Origin of the sequence: Marinobacter similis, assembly GCF_000830985.1 — a bacterium.
Taxonomy (GTDB): Bacteria; Pseudomonadota; Gammaproteobacteria; order Pseudomonadales; family Oleiphilaceae; genus Marinobacter; species Marinobacter similis.
The window spans coordinates 348,463-363,319 of the sequence record NZ_CP007151.1; the positions used below are offsets into that span (position 1 = coordinate 348,463).

Annotated in this window: 17 protein-coding genes, 1 tRNA gene and 4 pseudogenes; 6 read left to right on the forward strand and 16 right to left on the reverse strand. The window is 55.3% G+C overall.

Annotation, left to right across the window (positions count from 1 at the left end; genetic code table 11):
• The first annotated feature begins 11 nt into the window (after positions 1-11).
• On the forward strand, positions 12-386 hold the full coding sequence (locus tag AU14_RS01550; protein ID WP_052471919.1) for a hypothetical protein: 375 nt from the start codon (positions 12-14) through the stop codon (positions 384-386).
• Between the two features lie 3 nt (positions 387-389).
• On the opposite strand, the gene AU14_RS01555 is transcribed toward AU14_RS01550, so the two are convergent.
• The 5 genes from AU14_RS01555 to AU14_RS01575 all read right to left on the reverse strand — a co-directional run bounded on the left by AU14_RS01555 (position 390) and on the right by AU14_RS01575 (position 2,601).
• Positions 390-713, reverse strand: coding sequence for a TusE/DsrC/DsvC family sulfur relay protein (locus tag AU14_RS01555; RefSeq protein ID WP_041338361.1), 324 nt, complete (start codon positions 711-713; stop codon positions 390-392).
• Between the two features lie 3 nt (positions 714-716).
• On the reverse strand, positions 717-905 hold the full coding sequence (locus AU14_RS01560; protein WP_052471920.1) for a DsrH/TusB family sulfur metabolism protein: 189 nt from the start codon (positions 903-905) through the stop codon (positions 717-719).
• A 126-nt stretch (positions 906-1,031) separates the two neighbouring features.
• On the reverse strand, positions 1,032-1,382 hold the full coding sequence (locus AU14_RS01565) for a DsrE family protein (protein ID WP_041338363.1): 351 nt from the start codon (positions 1,380-1,382) through the stop codon (positions 1,032-1,034).
• A gap of 2 nt (positions 1,383-1,384) precedes the next feature.
• Positions 1,385-1,813: a sulfurtransferase complex subunit TusD gene (gene tusD, locus AU14_RS01570; RefSeq protein WP_041338364.1), complete on the reverse strand. Its 429-nt coding sequence runs from the start codon at positions 1,811-1,813 to the stop codon at positions 1,385-1,387.
• Between the two features lie 89 nt (positions 1,814-1,902).
• The gene (locus AU14_RS01575) at positions 1,903-2,601 is read right to left on the reverse strand and encodes a Bax inhibitor-1/YccA family protein (protein ID WP_041338365.1); all 699 of its coding nucleotides are present in this window, start codon (positions 2,599-2,601) and stop codon (positions 1,903-1,905) included.
• 209 nt (positions 2,602-2,810) lie between these two features.
• Here AU14_RS01575 and AU14_RS01580 point away from each other — a divergent pair.
• From AU14_RS01580 to AU14_RS01595, 4 genes are all read left to right on the forward strand, one after another.
• Positions 2,811-2,901 (forward strand) — tRNA-Ser (locus tag AU14_RS01580).
• A gap of 333 nt (positions 2,902-3,234) precedes the next feature.
• Complete coding sequence (locus tag AU14_RS01585) at positions 3,235-3,969, forward strand: alpha/beta hydrolase (RefSeq protein WP_041338367.1); 735 nt, start codon at positions 3,235-3,237, stop codon at positions 3,967-3,969.
• Positions 3,970-4,199: 230 nt separating this feature from the next.
• Positions 4,200-4,826, forward strand: coding sequence for a hypothetical protein (locus tag AU14_RS01590; RefSeq protein WP_041338369.1), 627 nt, complete (start codon positions 4,200-4,202; stop codon positions 4,824-4,826).
• Between the two features lie 5 nt (positions 4,827-4,831).
• Positions 4,832-5,173 (forward strand): hypothetical protein, encoded by a 342-nt coding sequence (locus AU14_RS01595; protein WP_041338371.1) that lies wholly within the window; start codon positions 4,832-4,834, stop codon positions 5,171-5,173.
• Positions 5,174-5,296: 123 nt separating this feature from the next.
• Here the strand turns inward: AU14_RS01595 and hemH are convergent, their stop codons facing one another.
• From hemH to AU14_RS01615, 4 genes and pseudogenes are all read right to left on the reverse strand, one after another.
• Positions 5,297-6,409, reverse strand: a complete 1,113-nt coding sequence (gene hemH / locus AU14_RS01600; protein WP_041338373.1) for a ferrochelatase — start codon at positions 6,407-6,409, stop codon at positions 5,297-5,299.
• Between the two features lie 41 nt (positions 6,410-6,450).
• Complete coding sequence (locus AU14_RS01605) at positions 6,451-6,882, reverse strand: TIGR01244 family sulfur transferase (protein WP_041338375.1); 432 nt, start codon at positions 6,880-6,882, stop codon at positions 6,451-6,453.
• Between the two features lie 97 nt (positions 6,883-6,979).
• Positions 6,980-7,403, reverse strand: a pseudogene (locus AU14_RS01610) (DUF6691 family protein).
• A 4-nt stretch (positions 7,404-7,407) separates the two neighbouring features.
• Positions 7,408-7,844 (reverse strand): annotated as a pseudogene (locus AU14_RS01615) (YeeE/YedE family protein).
• A gap of 346 nt (positions 7,845-8,190) precedes the next feature.
• On the opposite strand from AU14_RS01615, the gene AU14_RS01620 reads away from it, so the two are divergent.
• Positions 8,191-8,601, forward strand: coding sequence for a phasin family protein (locus tag AU14_RS01620; protein ID WP_041338377.1), 411 nt, complete (start codon positions 8,191-8,193; stop codon positions 8,599-8,601).
• Positions 8,602-8,631: 30 nt separating this feature from the next.
• Here the strand turns inward: AU14_RS01620 and AU14_RS01625 are convergent, their stop codons facing one another.
• The 7 genes and pseudogenes from AU14_RS01625 to AU14_RS01655 form a co-directional block, all read right to left on the reverse strand.
• Positions 8,632-9,261 carry a TetR/AcrR family transcriptional regulator gene (locus tag AU14_RS01625; RefSeq protein WP_041338378.1) on the reverse strand — a complete coding sequence of 210 codons (630 nt, stop codon included), beginning with the start codon at positions 9,259-9,261 and terminating at the stop codon, positions 8,632-8,634.
• 18 nt (positions 9,262-9,279) lie between these two features.
• On the reverse strand, positions 9,280-10,092 hold the full coding sequence (xthA, locus tag AU14_RS01630; protein WP_041338379.1) for an exodeoxyribonuclease III: 813 nt from the start codon (positions 10,090-10,092) through the stop codon (positions 9,280-9,282).
• A gap of 81 nt (positions 10,093-10,173) precedes the next feature.
• Entirely contained in the window at positions 10,174-10,920 is a 747-nt protein-coding gene (locus AU14_RS01635; protein WP_236744278.1) for a hypothetical protein, read from the reverse strand.
• A 28-nt stretch (positions 10,921-10,948) separates the two neighbouring features.
• Positions 10,949-11,437 (reverse strand): DUF2878 domain-containing protein, encoded by a 489-nt coding sequence (locus AU14_RS01640; protein ID WP_330217941.1) that lies wholly within the window; start codon positions 11,435-11,437, stop codon positions 10,949-10,951.
• Positions 11,434-12,707, reverse strand: a pseudogene (locus AU14_RS01645) (class I SAM-dependent methyltransferase). Before AU14_RS01645 ends, AU14_RS01640 begins: the two are co-directional and overlap by 4 nt.
• Positions 12,695-13,579 (reverse strand): DUF1365 domain-containing protein, encoded by an 885-nt coding sequence (locus AU14_RS01650; RefSeq protein ID WP_041338380.1) that lies wholly within the window; start codon positions 13,577-13,579, stop codon positions 12,695-12,697. The pseudogene AU14_RS01645 and the gene AU14_RS01650 overlap by 13 nt, the downstream one beginning before the upstream one ends.
• Positions 13,580-13,581: 2 nt before the next feature.
• A pseudogene (locus AU14_RS01655) lies at positions 13,582-14,846 on the reverse strand (NAD(P)/FAD-dependent oxidoreductase).
• Positions 14,847-14,857: the final 11 nt, after the last annotated feature.

The window sequence follows — 14,857 nt, forward strand, 5'->3', positions numbered from 1 at the left end:
GGAGAAACTTTATGCCAGCGTGGGCAGACATAGCACTACAGGTACTCGTTACAGCAGTAACCGTAATTCTGGTTCTGGCGGGATTCTGGCGTTTCGTAGCACGCCCGCACCTCGACCGGAAAGTTGCCGAGTTGATCGAGGCGACTCAGGACATCGAGCCAAAGGTGACTCGCGGCGTTAAAAAAGGTGTTTCCGAGGTCATCAGGGATTTGCCGGAGAGTGCGCTGGATGGCACGGTTCGGGAGTCGACCCGCCAGTTCCTGAAGTTTGGTTCGGGGCTGTTTGAAAATGGTCTGAGTAGCTTCCTCGGAACAGCCTCGGATCTGGAGCGCGAGTCCGCGCAAGATCGCGAAAAACCGAAGCCAGACACTCCCTCTACGCGCTGAGCATCAAAGGCAGTTGGTCGGCCTTGGCAGGCCGGCAATCCGGCAAGCGGTTTTCGCTGGAGTGCCGGGAAACAGCTGCATCAGATAGATGCTATTGCCTTTCTCTTCGCCCATGGCGTCTTTAACCGCCTTAACGAACAGTCGGTTTGAGGGCGGTGAAATTTCATGTTCTTTGTAAAAAACCCTCAGAAACGTGATGATTTCCCAGTGATTTTCATCTAGTTCCAGTCCATCCTCAGCGGCAATTTCAATTGCAACGTCCGGGTCCCAGGCCCAGGCGTCTTCCAGAAAGCCCTCGTTATTTCTCTCGGGAGTGGTTCTAGTCATGATTCACCAACTGATGACACGTTCTGCTTGCAGGGTAAGGTTAACCAGTTCGGAGTAGTCGATGGGTGCGGCCCCCAGGTTTTTATCGGACAAACCGCGAGCATTCAGGTCGCCTTCAATTGCATAGGTCGGTACCGAGCTCAGTGCCTTGGATGCGACCAGCCCGAGTACGCCGTTCTCCGTCAATGCCACCGCATCGTCCGGGCCAGGGTGCCCAGGCACTCGGTAAATCGCGGGTGGTCCGGGGTTTTGTTGAGTATGTGAAGAGTGTGCAATCGGTTCATCGTTAGCTGTCCGAGTGGTTGTTCATCAAGCAAGTTATCCCGCGAACGCGGTTTGGGAGTATTGGGCCAGCAGGTCCGCGTTGGCATCGGCCAGCTGCACCCCGTCGATCATGGCCTCGCTGTCGAGGTTGTAACGCTGGCAGGCAGTTCGATCGGCCAGGATAGCTTCAATACCAAAAATAGGGGCGGCAGCCAGGTTTTTTTCCAGGGACTTCTGCTCAATATCAGCAGTGTTCTGCGCTTTGCGTAGCCAGTTTACGCCAGCGCCTGTGAACAGCAGACTGGCCGGCTGGTCGAAGGCGGCCAGGGAAAAGGCCATATCGAGCGCCTCACGGCCCGCCCAGGTGCCGTAGGGTGGCTGATCGATGATGATGAGCATGGCCATAGTCAGGCTCCCGCGTGGAAGTAGATAGTCCTGGTCGACTTGATGTTGCCTTCAACCCATTCCCCCAGACCTGCGATCGTGAAGGGGGGCAGCAGATTGTTGGCGCCGAGTTGATAGCGTTTCTGCTCGTCGCTGTCCACCAGTCCCCGACGCAATGCCGATGCAATGCATGCCATCCCAGGAACCTCATGCTCCTCCAGGAACGCCGCCCAGTGCTTTGGCCAGTGGGTCTCGTCTGACGGGGCTGTTACCAGCGCTGAGGCCAGGTGTACGCCATCGCCATAGAGAAAGACCCGGTCAATGGTGTGGCCAGCCGCTACGGTGGCCTTGGCGAAGCTGAGCGCGGTCTGCGGCGCCTGAGAAGAATAGGGTGCTCCGGTGATAACCAGGGTAAACGACGGATGTTCGGTGTCGGGTGTGGACTGGGTCATGGTGATGATTCTGGCCAGAAAGTTTTCAGTTTACAGAAAGCAAAAACCCCGGCAAAGGCCGGGGCTCGCTTGACGATCTCAGCCTAGGCTCAGTCGTCGCCGCTGAAGGCAGACAGCAGGTGCAGCAGGCTGACAAACAGGTTGTAGATCGATACGTACAGACCAACCGTAGCGATGATGTAGTTGCGCTCACCGCCTTTGATGATCTGGCTGGTTTCAAACAGGATCATGATCGAGGCAAAGATGGTGAAGCCGGCCGATACTGCCAGTTGCAGCACTGAGCTTTCCATAAAGAAGGCCAGCAGCATGGCACCAATCAAGACGAACGCGCCGGCTGTCAGGAAGCTGGACAGGAAGCTGAAGTCTTTCTTGGTGATGATCGCCGTTGCAGACAGACCCACGAAAGCGACAGCTGTCAGGGCCAGGGCCTGGGCAACAATCTGGGATGCGCCAGCGGCCACGAATGCACCGATGATCGGGCCCAGGGTATAACCCATGAAACCGGTCAGTGCGAAGGTGGTCACGATGCCCCACGGGCTGTTCTTCAACTTATAGGTGGCGAACAGCAGGCCGATGTAACCCACGATGGTGATGAGAAAACCAGGATGGGTGCCGTTCATGTTCAGGAATGCGGTCAGTGCCGAGAACGCCAGAGTCATGCCCAGGAGCATGTAGGTGTTCCGCAACACATTCATGGCATCTGCGCTGATACCGGTCGTCGCGCGCTCGGTCTGGGGTGCTGAATAAGCTCCCTGATTGTTCTGAGCGCCGAATCGTCTGTCTTCCATTGTCTTCTCCGTTGATAACGTCTGGATACTGTGTTCCATCATAGTGTCAGAATCACAACTTTCAATCGTTTACGACAGGAAACTGCCGTGTGGATTTGATTAAATGGCGGTAATGTTAGAAATTCAAGCCGGATTCAGGTGAGGCGTTGACAGCGCAGGCAATTCCGGTATCATGCTCCCCGCTGTCGCAAGGCAGTAATGGAAAAAACGGTGGGCTGGCAGAGTGGCTGAATGCAGCGGTCTTGAAAACCGCCGAAGGTTAGTAGCCTTCCCGGGGTTCGAATCCCTGGCCCACCGCCATTTTTTCATGTCTCAGTTTGTTCCCCTCTTTGACTATCACACCTCTTGATCTTGTACGTTCAGAATCTTTTCTGACTCGACCTGCGTGACTTTTTTTCCTGTTTAATATTCATCTTTTGTAAAACTACCACCTTTGCTGCAGAGCTTCGTTCAATCGCGCACTTAAAACGTGCGTTTGAAAAAGTGACGCCTCACTTTGGTACCGCGATACATCATTTCTAAACCGTCGTTTGTTCTAAAAATCGCTCTGTAACATCCGCAAACAAAGGCTGGGCGATTTTTGGCCTGCTACTTGCTGTTCCTCGGTTGTATCTTCAACTTAGGAATTTCCGAATGAAAACCAGTGTCATTAGCTCGGCTGTCTTAGCCTCACTCCTCACCGCGTGCGGTGGTGGGTCCAGTAATTCCGCAAGCAACACCGCTCCCCGCGAGCAGATCAATACAGAGCCGAAAGATGTTGTTGAGGCAGTTGCGCGCGGAGCTGAACGCTTTGATGGCGCGGCACCCACCGTGGACGATCTGGGTCCATACCAAATCGCCGGGCCTATTGATTATCGTTATGCGCCTTTGGAGGTTACCTCCCGGATTGATGATGACGGTCGCCGTACTGAGACCTTTGAGGTCGATGTCGCGGGTGTTATCCATTTTCCCGCTTTGGCAGATGGAGCTGTGGCTCCAGAGGCCGGATTCCCCGTGGTTTTGTTTCAACACGGTCGCCACTCTACCTGTTCCACAACAGGCAACGAGAACGGTAGTGAGTCTTCCGGAACCGACTGTCAGGCCGATGGCCTCGAGCCTATTCGTTCAGACAAGGGCTATGACTACATAGCTGAAAACATGGCGAGTCATGGCTATGTCGTCTTGTCGGTGGACGCCAATGATATCAATGCTCAGGATGGTGGAAGCTCTAATGATGCGGGTATCACCGCACGAGCCGAGTTGCTTTTGCATCATTTGGATATTGTTCGTGATATCGCCAGCAACCCGGATTCCGCTTTTCGGTTCGACCAACAGGGTAGTGATTTCAGCGCCCTATTCGGAGTAACAGACATTAACCGAGTGGGTTGATGGGGCACTCTCGAGGAGGTAACGCTGTTGCCAAGGCAGTCTCTTACAATCGGGACTTTGCCATCAATAATCGTAATAACGGTGAGGAGTCGTTCACCAGAATCCACGACATTCGAGGCGTATTTTCGCTAGCTCCGACCGATTTCGATCAGGAAGCTCCGACCAATACAGCGTGGGTGACACTATCTCCATACTGCGACGGCGATGTAGCTAATCCGCACGGAATCTATATGTACGATAACCTGCGTTACAACCCGGACAATGTTGACGGTGCGCAATTCATGATCACGTCCATTGGCGCAAACCATAATTATTACAACAGCTTTTGGTTCAATGATGATGCGACACTGAATGGTTTTGATCCTTACTGCTCGGAGGCATCACCGATTGAAGGGCGTTATGCGCGTGAAGACCAGGAGCGGCATGGCGAATTTCTCATTGCGTCTTTTTTGCGTCTATTCGTAGGCGGTGAAACGCAGTTTGCCGGATACTGGGGTGGAAAGGAGCGCTTGCCAGAAAGTGCTTGCCCGATAGGTGTAGAAACCTGTGATGAGCTTATTCACTTATCGTTTCAGCAACCAAAGGACTCGATCATTGTCGTGGATGACACTCTAGACGCGTCCTCTCTTGAGCAGAACAACCTTGAAAATGCCAACAGTTCCGGAGCGACCGACGTTCTTTTCTGGTGCAGCCCGAGCTTCGGTGGTGGCTGGATAGTCGAGACGATATTGCCGATGGCAATCTGGATCGTTGCATTTCGCCCGCGACGATTTCTGGGGCGCCCCAGATTTCGCTTGGGTATCTGGGTGCTTCGGCTAACGTTTCTTTTGTGCTCTCAGAAACGGGGTTGGATGTAAGTGAAATGGATTTCTTTAGCTTGCGCGTGGGCGTTAGCACAACCCCGGACAATGTGCTGGGTCAGGATTTCACCTTGGTGCTAAGTGATGCCAACGGCACGTCCGTTAGCCTGCTTGCCAGCGACTACAGTGACGCACTTTATGCGCCCCCTGGCTTGCCCGTCTCAGCGAGAGATACCGGAGGCAAGACTATAAACAATATGGTGCCTTTCCGACTGGACGCGCTTCCGATCTTCGACAGTGAGCTAGATCTGACAAGCCTTGTTCGAGCAGAACTTCGTTTCGACCAGCTCCCAGCAGGGAGTCTTCAATTTACCGATGTGATGTTCCAAAAGGTTGAGTTTTAAGCGCGTAGGTTTCTGACTTTAATTTACCCGGCAACCGCCGTTTTTCCCTGCGGCTGCCGGGTCATCTCACCCAATTCCAATGCGCTTGTCTCTTTCCGGATTGGCCCCCTTCCGCCAAAGGAGTTAGGTGAAGTCTCTGCCAGGAAACGTCGCCTCTTTGCGCTCATCCGCCAATCTCTGACGTTCTACCAGCTCGTCGGCATCATTCTTCGGCACTTGCCAGCCTTGCAGATTCTCCTCGATTAGCTGCACCAGCGCCTCGACGTGACCTGGCGTGGCATTCAGTGCAGGAATGTAGCTGAAGGCTTTGCCGCCGTTCTCCATGAAGTACTCACGGTTTTCCTCATCAATTTCTTCCACGGTTTCCAGGCAGTCGGACGAAAAGCCGGGGCAGAACACGTCGATCGAGTGCACGCCTTTACCCGGCAGAGATTTCAGCGTTTCATCGGTATAGGGCTTCAGCCACTCCTCCCGGCCAAATCGGGACTGGAAGGTGGTGAGGTAATCTTCTTTGCTAAGGCCCAGGCGCTCAGCAAGGAGGCGAGAGGTCTTATGGCACTCGCAGTGGTACGGGTCGCCCTTCAACAGGTATTTCAGGGGCACGCCATGATAGGACAGGACCAGCTTGTCGTTGCGGCCATGTTTGGCCCAGTGCGCCTCAATGTGCCTCGCCATGGCTTCGATGTAAGGCGGATAATCCGGGTAGTGCGAGACAAACCGGAAATCCGGCAGCCAACGGCGCTTGGCGAAATCCTTGGCGACAGCATCGAAGGTTGAAGCTGAGGTTGAAGCCGAGTACTGCGGGTACAGGGGTAGCACCAGCAGCTTGCGCACACCCTGTTCCTGCATTTCATCCAACACCTTGGAGATTGCCGGGTTGCCGTAGCGCATGGCAAACCCTACCACCACATTAGGGCCATACTTCTGTTTCAGGGCCTCTCGGATGCCTTCCGCTTGCTTTGCCGTGTGGGTTAGAAGGGGAGAGCCTTCCGGTTGCCAAACGCCCGCGTAGGCCTTTGCACTGCGCTTGGGGCGAATCCTCAGAATGACACCGTGCAGAATTAGCCACCACAGCGGGCGGGGCAGTTCAACAACGCGCGGATCTGAGAGGAATTCAGCCAGATAGCGTCGAAGTGCGGACGGGGTCGGTGCGTCCGGGGTGCCCAGGTTAGTAACAAGCACACCAAGCCGCTCCGGCTGACTGTGGCTGAAGTTCTCAGAGCCTTTGAACTGCATAGGTAATTCCTGATTGGTCGTGTGGCTAGTGGCAGATCCGACTATTTATTGAGGCCGGCTTGCTGGGCCATACGGGGTGCCAGTCCACTAATGTCGTAGCCCGCGTTGCGAGCTTTGGCGACAATCTCTTGGGCTGACGAATCGCGCGCCGCACTCAATGCCCAGAGCACGGTGCAGCGGGTTCCCGATCGGCAAAAGGCCAATACGGGTTTGCCCGCCTCGCGGATCATTGGCGCGAACTGGTCGATGTCGTCATCGGTAATGTGTCCGGATTCCACCGGCATATAGACCCAGCTGAGTCCATGCTCCTGTGCGGCTGCTTCGAGGTCGGCCATGGCCGGCTGGCCAAATTCTTCCTGGTCTGGGCGATTGGCAACCAGTGTTTTGTAACCGAGTCTGGCGATCTCGGCGACGTCATTCGCAGTGATTTGCGGTGCCACTGAGATAGTGTCATCAATCTTTCTGATATCCATAGATTACTGCCTCCGAAAACGCTGTTGGATCTAACTCTATGATCGCACAGACCACTGTGGGTGTCAGAACGGTCGGGTATCAAGTTAGTAGAATTGATCAGGTTTTTACCCGCTGTCGTTCGATCAGCTCAAACACAGCCATACCTGCGACCATGGATACGACGAAAACCACCGCTTTGATCTCACCGGCGCCCAAGGCCACCAGTCCCGGTCCAGCAGAAGCCGGCAATTCCCCAGCCAACACCAAAACTGAGACCGCCGACGATCAGGCGCTTGTCGATGTGGGTGCTGGTCGGAATTTTCATTGAAAAGCCGAGAAAAGACAGCGTCCGCCGGCGCGCAACCGCGAAGGCAACGACACCGACGATAATGGCGCCGGCCATAACCAAGGCCAGAGACGGGTCCCAAAGCCCGGCAATATCCAGAAATCCGAGTACTTTTTCAGGGTTGGCCATGCCAGAAATGATCAGTCCGAAACCGAAGATCAGCCCGGCGAACAACGAAGCAAGGTTGTATTTCATGGTGTCAGGCTCCGAGTAGGTGGCGAATGATGTAAACGGTGATGAAGCCGGCAGCCATAAAGCTCAGCGTTGCTACCAGTGATCGAAGGGATAGGCGCGAAAGCCCACACACGCCATGACCGCTGGTGCAGCCCGAGCCGTAACGGGTGCCCACACCCACCAGCAGGCCCGCGATAATAAGGCTGGGATAACCCGCGTTGATCTCAATGGGCGGCAGGTCAGCCACCATAAGCCAGGCTAAGGGAGCACCAATCAGTCCGGCCATGAAGCAAGCCGCCAGACAATGTCGCCGCGAGAGGGCGAGAGAAGTCCGCCTAAAATGCCGCTAATACCAGCAATTCGGCCATTCAGCAGTAGGAACAGGGCAGCAGCGAGGCCAATCAGCAGGCCGCCCGCCAAGGCCGTCCAGGGCGTAAAGTCGCTCCAGGCAACGTCGATCATTGGGAGTCTCCAGGGAATGAGAAATGAGCTTTCGAAAATCAGCTGTAAAGGCGGGAGATACTAGCAAAAAAAGCCCGGCGTGTGGGCCGGGCAGAGGCGTGCGAGTAGTATCCATGAAAGACTTCCAGACAAACCGGCGTCAGCAGGGACGTCGGTATAGGGAAGTATTGTCTATATTTTAAACACTTCAAGCCGCAGCCTATTTCGTTTGAAAACATTTTTTCATATGGAATGCCTGTTTATACTGCGGCCTGTTCCGGTGCGGCTTTCAGGCGCACTGAAATTGGGTTCGGGGTGTAATATACTGGGTATCCATCGTAATTTTTTTATCCCCTGAGGTTTAAGCATGTCTGACGAGAACGACAAAAAGCCGGAGAACGATCCGCAACTGGCCGCAAAGATCAAGGGTTCTGCGCGCCAGATCTGGCTGGCCGGCCTCGGGGCTTACACCAAGGCCGAGGAAGACACCGGTAAATTCTTTGAGCGGCTGGTTCAAGAGGGCGAACAGCTTGAGAACAAAACCCGTGGTGTCGTAGAAAAGCAGATCAAGACGGTGGAAGACCGGGTGGGCGGAGTTCGCGAACGCGCTACAGGAACCTGGGATAAACTCGAGACCCTGTTCGATGAGCGGGTGTCAGGTGCTTTGCGTCGCTTGGGGATTCATCGTCGTGAAGAAATTGAGGCGCTGGAACACCGTATTACGGCACTCGAAGCGGAGTTGAACCGTTTGCGTGGCGACCGTGACGAGGAAGAGTGATTTAGTGGGCTATAGCCGTAGCTATAGTTATTATAGATAGTCGCGACTAGCCAGGCGGGCATGGGCCTGCTCGTCTGGAGCCAGATACGGAATCATCAGATGCATCATCTGGTATACGCCACGGCCCGGATCCACCTTTTCCCTGTTGTCCAGATGGGAGAGGGTGTCAAAACTGCTCCAATAACATGCAGTTAGGGTGAGCTGTTCACACAGCGAGTCAAGTTGCTCAGCCTCAATGTCCATCTTCTCCTGACGCCGGAAGCTTTCACAGATCACCCGGAACGCAGCGGTCTTCTTTTTCAGTAGTCGTTTAAAGCGTACCTGCAACTGATCATAGCGGGACAGGATATTGACCAGGTCCTGATAGATAAAACGATACCGCGCAACGGCCTCAAACAGCAGGTGCAGGAAAAAGCTCTGCTGGTCCAGGCTGATGTCAACGTCTTCTGGTACCGCCAGCAGGTCCAGCATTTCCTCTTCGAAATGGCCAAACAGCTCCTCGACGATATCCCCCTTACTCTTGAAGTGGTAGTAAAGGTTGCCCGGACTGATGTCCATCTCATCGGAGATCAGCAGGGTCGTCACGTTGGGCTCCCCGACACTGTTGAACAGTGCCAGGCTGGTGTCGAGGATGCGATCGCGTGTCTTTATTTTGGCCATGTTGCGGACAATCCGGTCCTAGAGTTCGATGCTTGCCCATACGGGGCAGTGATCCGAGGGGCGTTCCATTCCGCGGATGTCATAGGATACGCCAGCCTTTGTGGCCTTGGGCAACAAGCTATCACTGGCCATGATCAGGTCGATGCGGAGCCCCCGTCGGGGTTCACGCTCAAAGCCTTTGCTGCGGTAATCAAACCAGCTGAAGGTGTCAGCCTCATCCGGATGCAGGTGCCGGAACACATCGGTATAGCCGCGAGCCTGAACTTGACCCAGCCACTCCCGTTCTTCAGGCAGAAAGCTGCACTTGCCGGTTCTGAGCCAGCGCTTGGCGTTGTCAGCGCCGATCCCAATGTCCTTGTCCGTTGGCGAGATGTTCATGTCGCCCATCACCACAACGTGGCCATCTTGTTGCTTAAGCTCGTCCAGAAAAGCCATCAGGTCGGCGTAGAACTTCTCTTTCGCCGGGAACTTGACCGGGTGGTCCCGGCTTTCGCCCTGGGGAAAGTAGCCGTTTATAACGGTGAGGCGCTCACCGTTCACAGTGAAGCGTCCAGTGATTAAGCGTCGTTGGGAGTCTTCATCGTCTGACGAATAGCCCTTGATGACCTCGTCAGGCTCGATCCGGGACAGTAGGGCCACGCCATAATGGGTTTTCTGGCCATGGAAATGCACGTGGTAGCCCAGCTCGCGGATGGCCTCCACGGGAAACTCCTCGTCCCGAACCTTGGTCTCCTGAAGGCCGATAAAGTCGGGGTTCAGGCTCGCGATCACCGCTTCAAGCTGGTGCAGGCGAGTGCGGATACTGTTGACGTTAAACGACACGAACATCATGGGCACTGGGTCTCCGGCGTTGGTTCCGCCCGGAGTTTAACACATTGAATGCCGGGGTATTCCTTGGCTCAGGCGACAGTCTTATGGAGTGAGAGCGCAATCCGGGTATTTTTCGACCGCATAACGGATGTGTGCAGTGTGGTTGGTGTCGAGGTTTTTCCGAATGTTGGTGAGGCCATAATAGTCGGTCAGGGCGCCGTCGGCGTTGTAACCCAGAATGATCGGTTCCACGAGAAACCGCAGCACGATGCCAGTAGGGCGGATTTGCAGTACATGATCAGACGCTACTCTGGAACTCTCTACTGACTCCAAGACAAAGGCGTAATGTTCGCCCCGCGTTGGCGCCAGGAACCGAAAGTCCACCGGTTCGCCATTTATGACTTCGCCCCAGTGCTGCCGAACAAGGGTGTCGAAACCAGCGTCCACGACTACATCCTGATTGTAAGCGACATCATAGCTCTTAAGCTCTCCGTCAGGTTTTTGCCATTCAATAGACAAGGTGTCGGGGGAGGGGTATTGAATCGAGAGCGATTCGCTGAAATCAGGCTGGAGAAACTCGACGGTCGGGCGGATGACCGAACCCGGATAGGCTAAATCCTTTGAGGCGAAGGTTTCATCCGCCTCTGGGCGGTAATAGCCAATCTGATGGTCCTGGGGCCGGAACACGCCCTCCTGGCAAGAGCCAGATACCCGGTGTTTCTCCTGATAAAGGATTTCCCCGGTTTCGGTTTTTGCCGTACCAGTGAACTTCATGTCGGCCGCCAGCACAGGCATGACAGCCAAGGAGACCATTGAGCAGATCAGTGCCGTGATGGGGGTCCTGCTCATGGCTGAAGCTCCGGATACAGTGAATTTCTCAAGAACAGCAACAGTGGGAACACCACCAGCCAGCCGACCGCAGGGCAATCAGCGACGGAATCAGTGCAGGCAATGTGACCGCACCGAGCTGGGCCGCAGACCAGTAGGCAAACGGCCCCGCCATCGGCGCCAGCACGAAGGGTAGCCAAGTTTTCCGGCCGATCCAGCTCAGGGAATGGTTCAGGGTGGTCATGAAAATGGCCCAGATTGCCACCAGCCAAGGCGGAGTCAAAAACACTTCACCGTCCACACTCGCCAAAATGCCGGTACGGAACCACAGTAAGTCCAGCGCGGCCCCGAGGACCGTGCCCAGGCCAATGAACTGGAGCTCGCTCATGCGCTTTTGGCTGACCAGCACAAAGTGCAGCACCAGAAATGCCAGTACCAGCCCGGCCGCTGCCAGGCCCGGATACAGAACACAGATCAGCCAGCCGGTTTGGAAAACGACAAAGTTCAGGACATTGCGGACGGTTTCGGAGCGGATCATAGGCTTAGAATGTTCGCTCGTTTGTTGCCAGGCTTTGCCAGCAGGATTTGGGATACGCCGATGGCGCGCTCGCTGAAGCCGGCCTCGCAGTAGGCAAAGTAGAAATGCCACAGGCGCCGGAATGCCAGATCGTAACCGGCGCTGTCGAGCTCATCGGATTGGGCCATGAACCGTTCACACCAGTCGTTCAAAGTGCGCGCGTAATGAAAGCCAATGTCTTCGGCGTGGGTTAGCACCAGATTGCTCTGGCTGCGCACGGACTCAAAAATGGCGCCGAATGAGGGAATGAAACTCCCCGGAAAGATGAAGCGCTGAATGAAATCCACGTTGGAGAGCGCGCGCACGTAGCGCTGCTCCGGCATGTTGATAGCCTGGATCAGCGCCAGTCCGTCCGGCTTCAATAAGCCGCTAACCTGGGCAATGTAGCTATCCAGGAACTGGGGGCCAACGGCTTCGATCATTTCAATGGAGACCAGTTTGTCGAATTGGCCTTCCAGGTCCCGGTAATCGTCAAACAGCAGGGTAATTTGCTCCTGCAGACCTTCTTCCACAACCCGGGCCTTAGCAATTCCAGCTGTTCCTGGGAAATCGTGGTGGTGGTCACGTGACAGCCGAAGTGCTTGGCGGCATGAATCGCGAACCCGCCCCAGCCCGTGCCGATTTCGATGACCCGGTCACCGGGCTGCAAATCCAGCTTGCGGCAAATGGTGTCCAGCTTATGAACCGCCGCTTCTTCCAGAGTGGCTTCCGGGGAAGGGTAAATTGCCGATGAGTACATCATGGTGGGGTCGAGGAACCGTTCGAACAGGTCGTTGCCCAGGTCGTAGTGGGCACTGATGTTCTTCCTGGAGCCTTCCCGGGTGTTCCGGTTGAGCCAGTGGAGACCCTTAAGGGCAGGCTTGGTTATCCAGCTGTATCGGTCTTCGAATTCGTTCATTCGATCGACATTGCGGGTGAAGAAGCGCAGGAGGGCGACCAGATCTGGCGTAGACCAGTCGCCGCTCACATAGGCCTCGGCCGCGCCAATGCTGCCACCGGTCAGCAAATCCCGCCAGGTGCTGTGATCATGAATGATCAGTTCTGCGGGTTGGTGGCGGGTGTCGCCATCCCCAAACACGAGATCCTCATAGCCGGATTCCCGAACAGTCAGCAGGCCATCTTCAAGCCGATTGAGCTGTTGTACGACCAGACTTTTGGCGATGCGACTAACCAATGGTTTGCTGCTCGCACGCCCTTCGGTGGCCTGTACTGAATTATTCAGGTTCTCCATGAACTTACCCTTCCAGATTTATTGTTACTGCGTTCGGCACTGGTAACGTCCAGGCCGGCATCGCTGGCGCCCCGCTTGTGGGCTGGATTGTCTGCGGCGAGTTTGTCCGGGTGGGTGTAAAACGGCGCGCCTTTTACTTTCAGCTTCAGGGCGTGCCAGTAAATTCCGGCCGTCACCTTGATCGCTTCCAACGGAAACTTTCGCAAACTTCTATGTACTTCTTTACGGGTCAAGGGGGTGCGATGGACTACCAAGGTGGCATCAAAATGCTTTTTTTCGGCTTCCAGAACATTCATGTGAATGCGCAGGTCGGGACCCCTGAAGCTGAATGTCCACTGGTAGTGCTGCTCCATGCCGTTAAACGGTGATACATGAAAACGCTTGCTGAACTCAAACCGTTCACTGTGCCAGCCCTGGGCATTGGCGCCTTCGTCCAGTGTTTCCATGCAATACACATGGCGCTCGTGCCAGGGCGTATTGGAGATCTGGGCCATGATGACTTTCGGTACCGGGCCATCCAGCGGGTTATCGCATGGGCGGTAACAGAAGTAGAAGCTGACCGGATTGAACACGTATCCAAAGTATCGAGGGTGGGTCACCAGCTCGACGGCTCCGTCGGGACGCCAGCCTGTGGCGGTTTCAACCTGATCGCGGACCGCATCGGAGAGTGAGCCAGCCTCCGGTTGAAAATAGTCGCTGCGACGCAGTGACAGCCAGTTGAAGCGTTCCAGGGAAAACAGCGGGCTGGTTTCCGTAACCTGATCCCACTCGTCCAGATCAAGCGCGAGCATACCCGTGCTGTACTGGAACTCGTGGCTGACCGGAAATTTCCGACGGTGGCGAACTGTACCCTCAAGCCATTGGCTGTTCATTGCTACAACTCCAGCCCGAACGCCTTGGTCACACGCAGGGCGCTGCGTACTCCGTCTTCATGAAAACCGTTGAACCAGTAGGCGCCACAGAAATGGGTGCGGTTCTGGTTGCCAATTTCGTCGTAACGGGATTGCGCTGCCACGGCATCCATGGTGAAAACCGGGTGAGCATAGCTGAACTGTTTGATGATCTTGTCCGGCGCAATGTCGTGACTGCGGTTCAAGGTCACGCAGAAGGTTTCCGGAGCCTCATCAAAGTTCTGCAGTATGTTCATGTTGTAAGTCACAGAAACCGGCTCGGTACTGTGGGTTGGCATGAAGTAATTCCAGGCGGCCCAAGCGCGCCGGGTATCAGGCAGAACACTGCTATCGGTGTGCAGTACCACGTCGTTCTGCTGGTAACCGATGGCACCCAGGATTTCATTTTCCGTTTCGGTGGCATCGTCCAGCAAGGCCAGGGCCTGATCGCTGTGACACGCCAGTACAACCTGGTCGAACCGATGCACTTCGCCACCCACGGTCACATCGACACCGTTGTCGTCTCGCTGGATGCGTTCCACGGGGCTGTTCAAGTGCGTGCGATCGCCCAGCCGTTCCATCATCTTGGCAACATACTGGGCCGAGCCTCCTGAAATGACTCGCCATGTGGGCCGGTCATCCACGGATAGCATGCCGTGGTTGTTAAAAAACTGCAGGAAAAAGCGAATGGGGAACTGCTCGAGCACGATTTCCGGTGCGGACCAGATGGCCGCCCCCATGGGCACGATGTAAAAGCGACGGAAGTAACGGGAATAGCCATTACGGTTCAGGTACTCGCCCAGCTTTCGTCATCGTCGATGGCGCCCGAATCCAGATCCTCCTTGGTTTCCTTGTTGAACCGCAGGATTTCCCGGATCATCTTCAGGAACGGCAGGTTCAGCAGGTTCTTTCGCTGGGCAAACAGCGTGTTCAGGCTGGTGCCGTTGTATTGCAGGCCCGAGGCGTTGCAATCGACGCTGAAGCTCATGTCGCTCTTTTCAGATGCGACGCCCAGACGGTCCATCAGTTTGATGAAGTTCGGGTAGGTCCAGTCGTTAAACACGATGAAGCCGGTATTGACCGGCCAGGTGCGACCGCCTGCTTCCACCTGCTCGGTATTGGTATGGCCGCCGGCGTAATCACCAGCCTCAAAAAGCTGAACATCGTGCTTTTCAGCCAGTTGCCAGGCTGCGGTAAGGCCGGAAACGCCGGCTCCAATGACAGCAATACGCTGACGTTCGTTAGTCATTCAAAGGATTC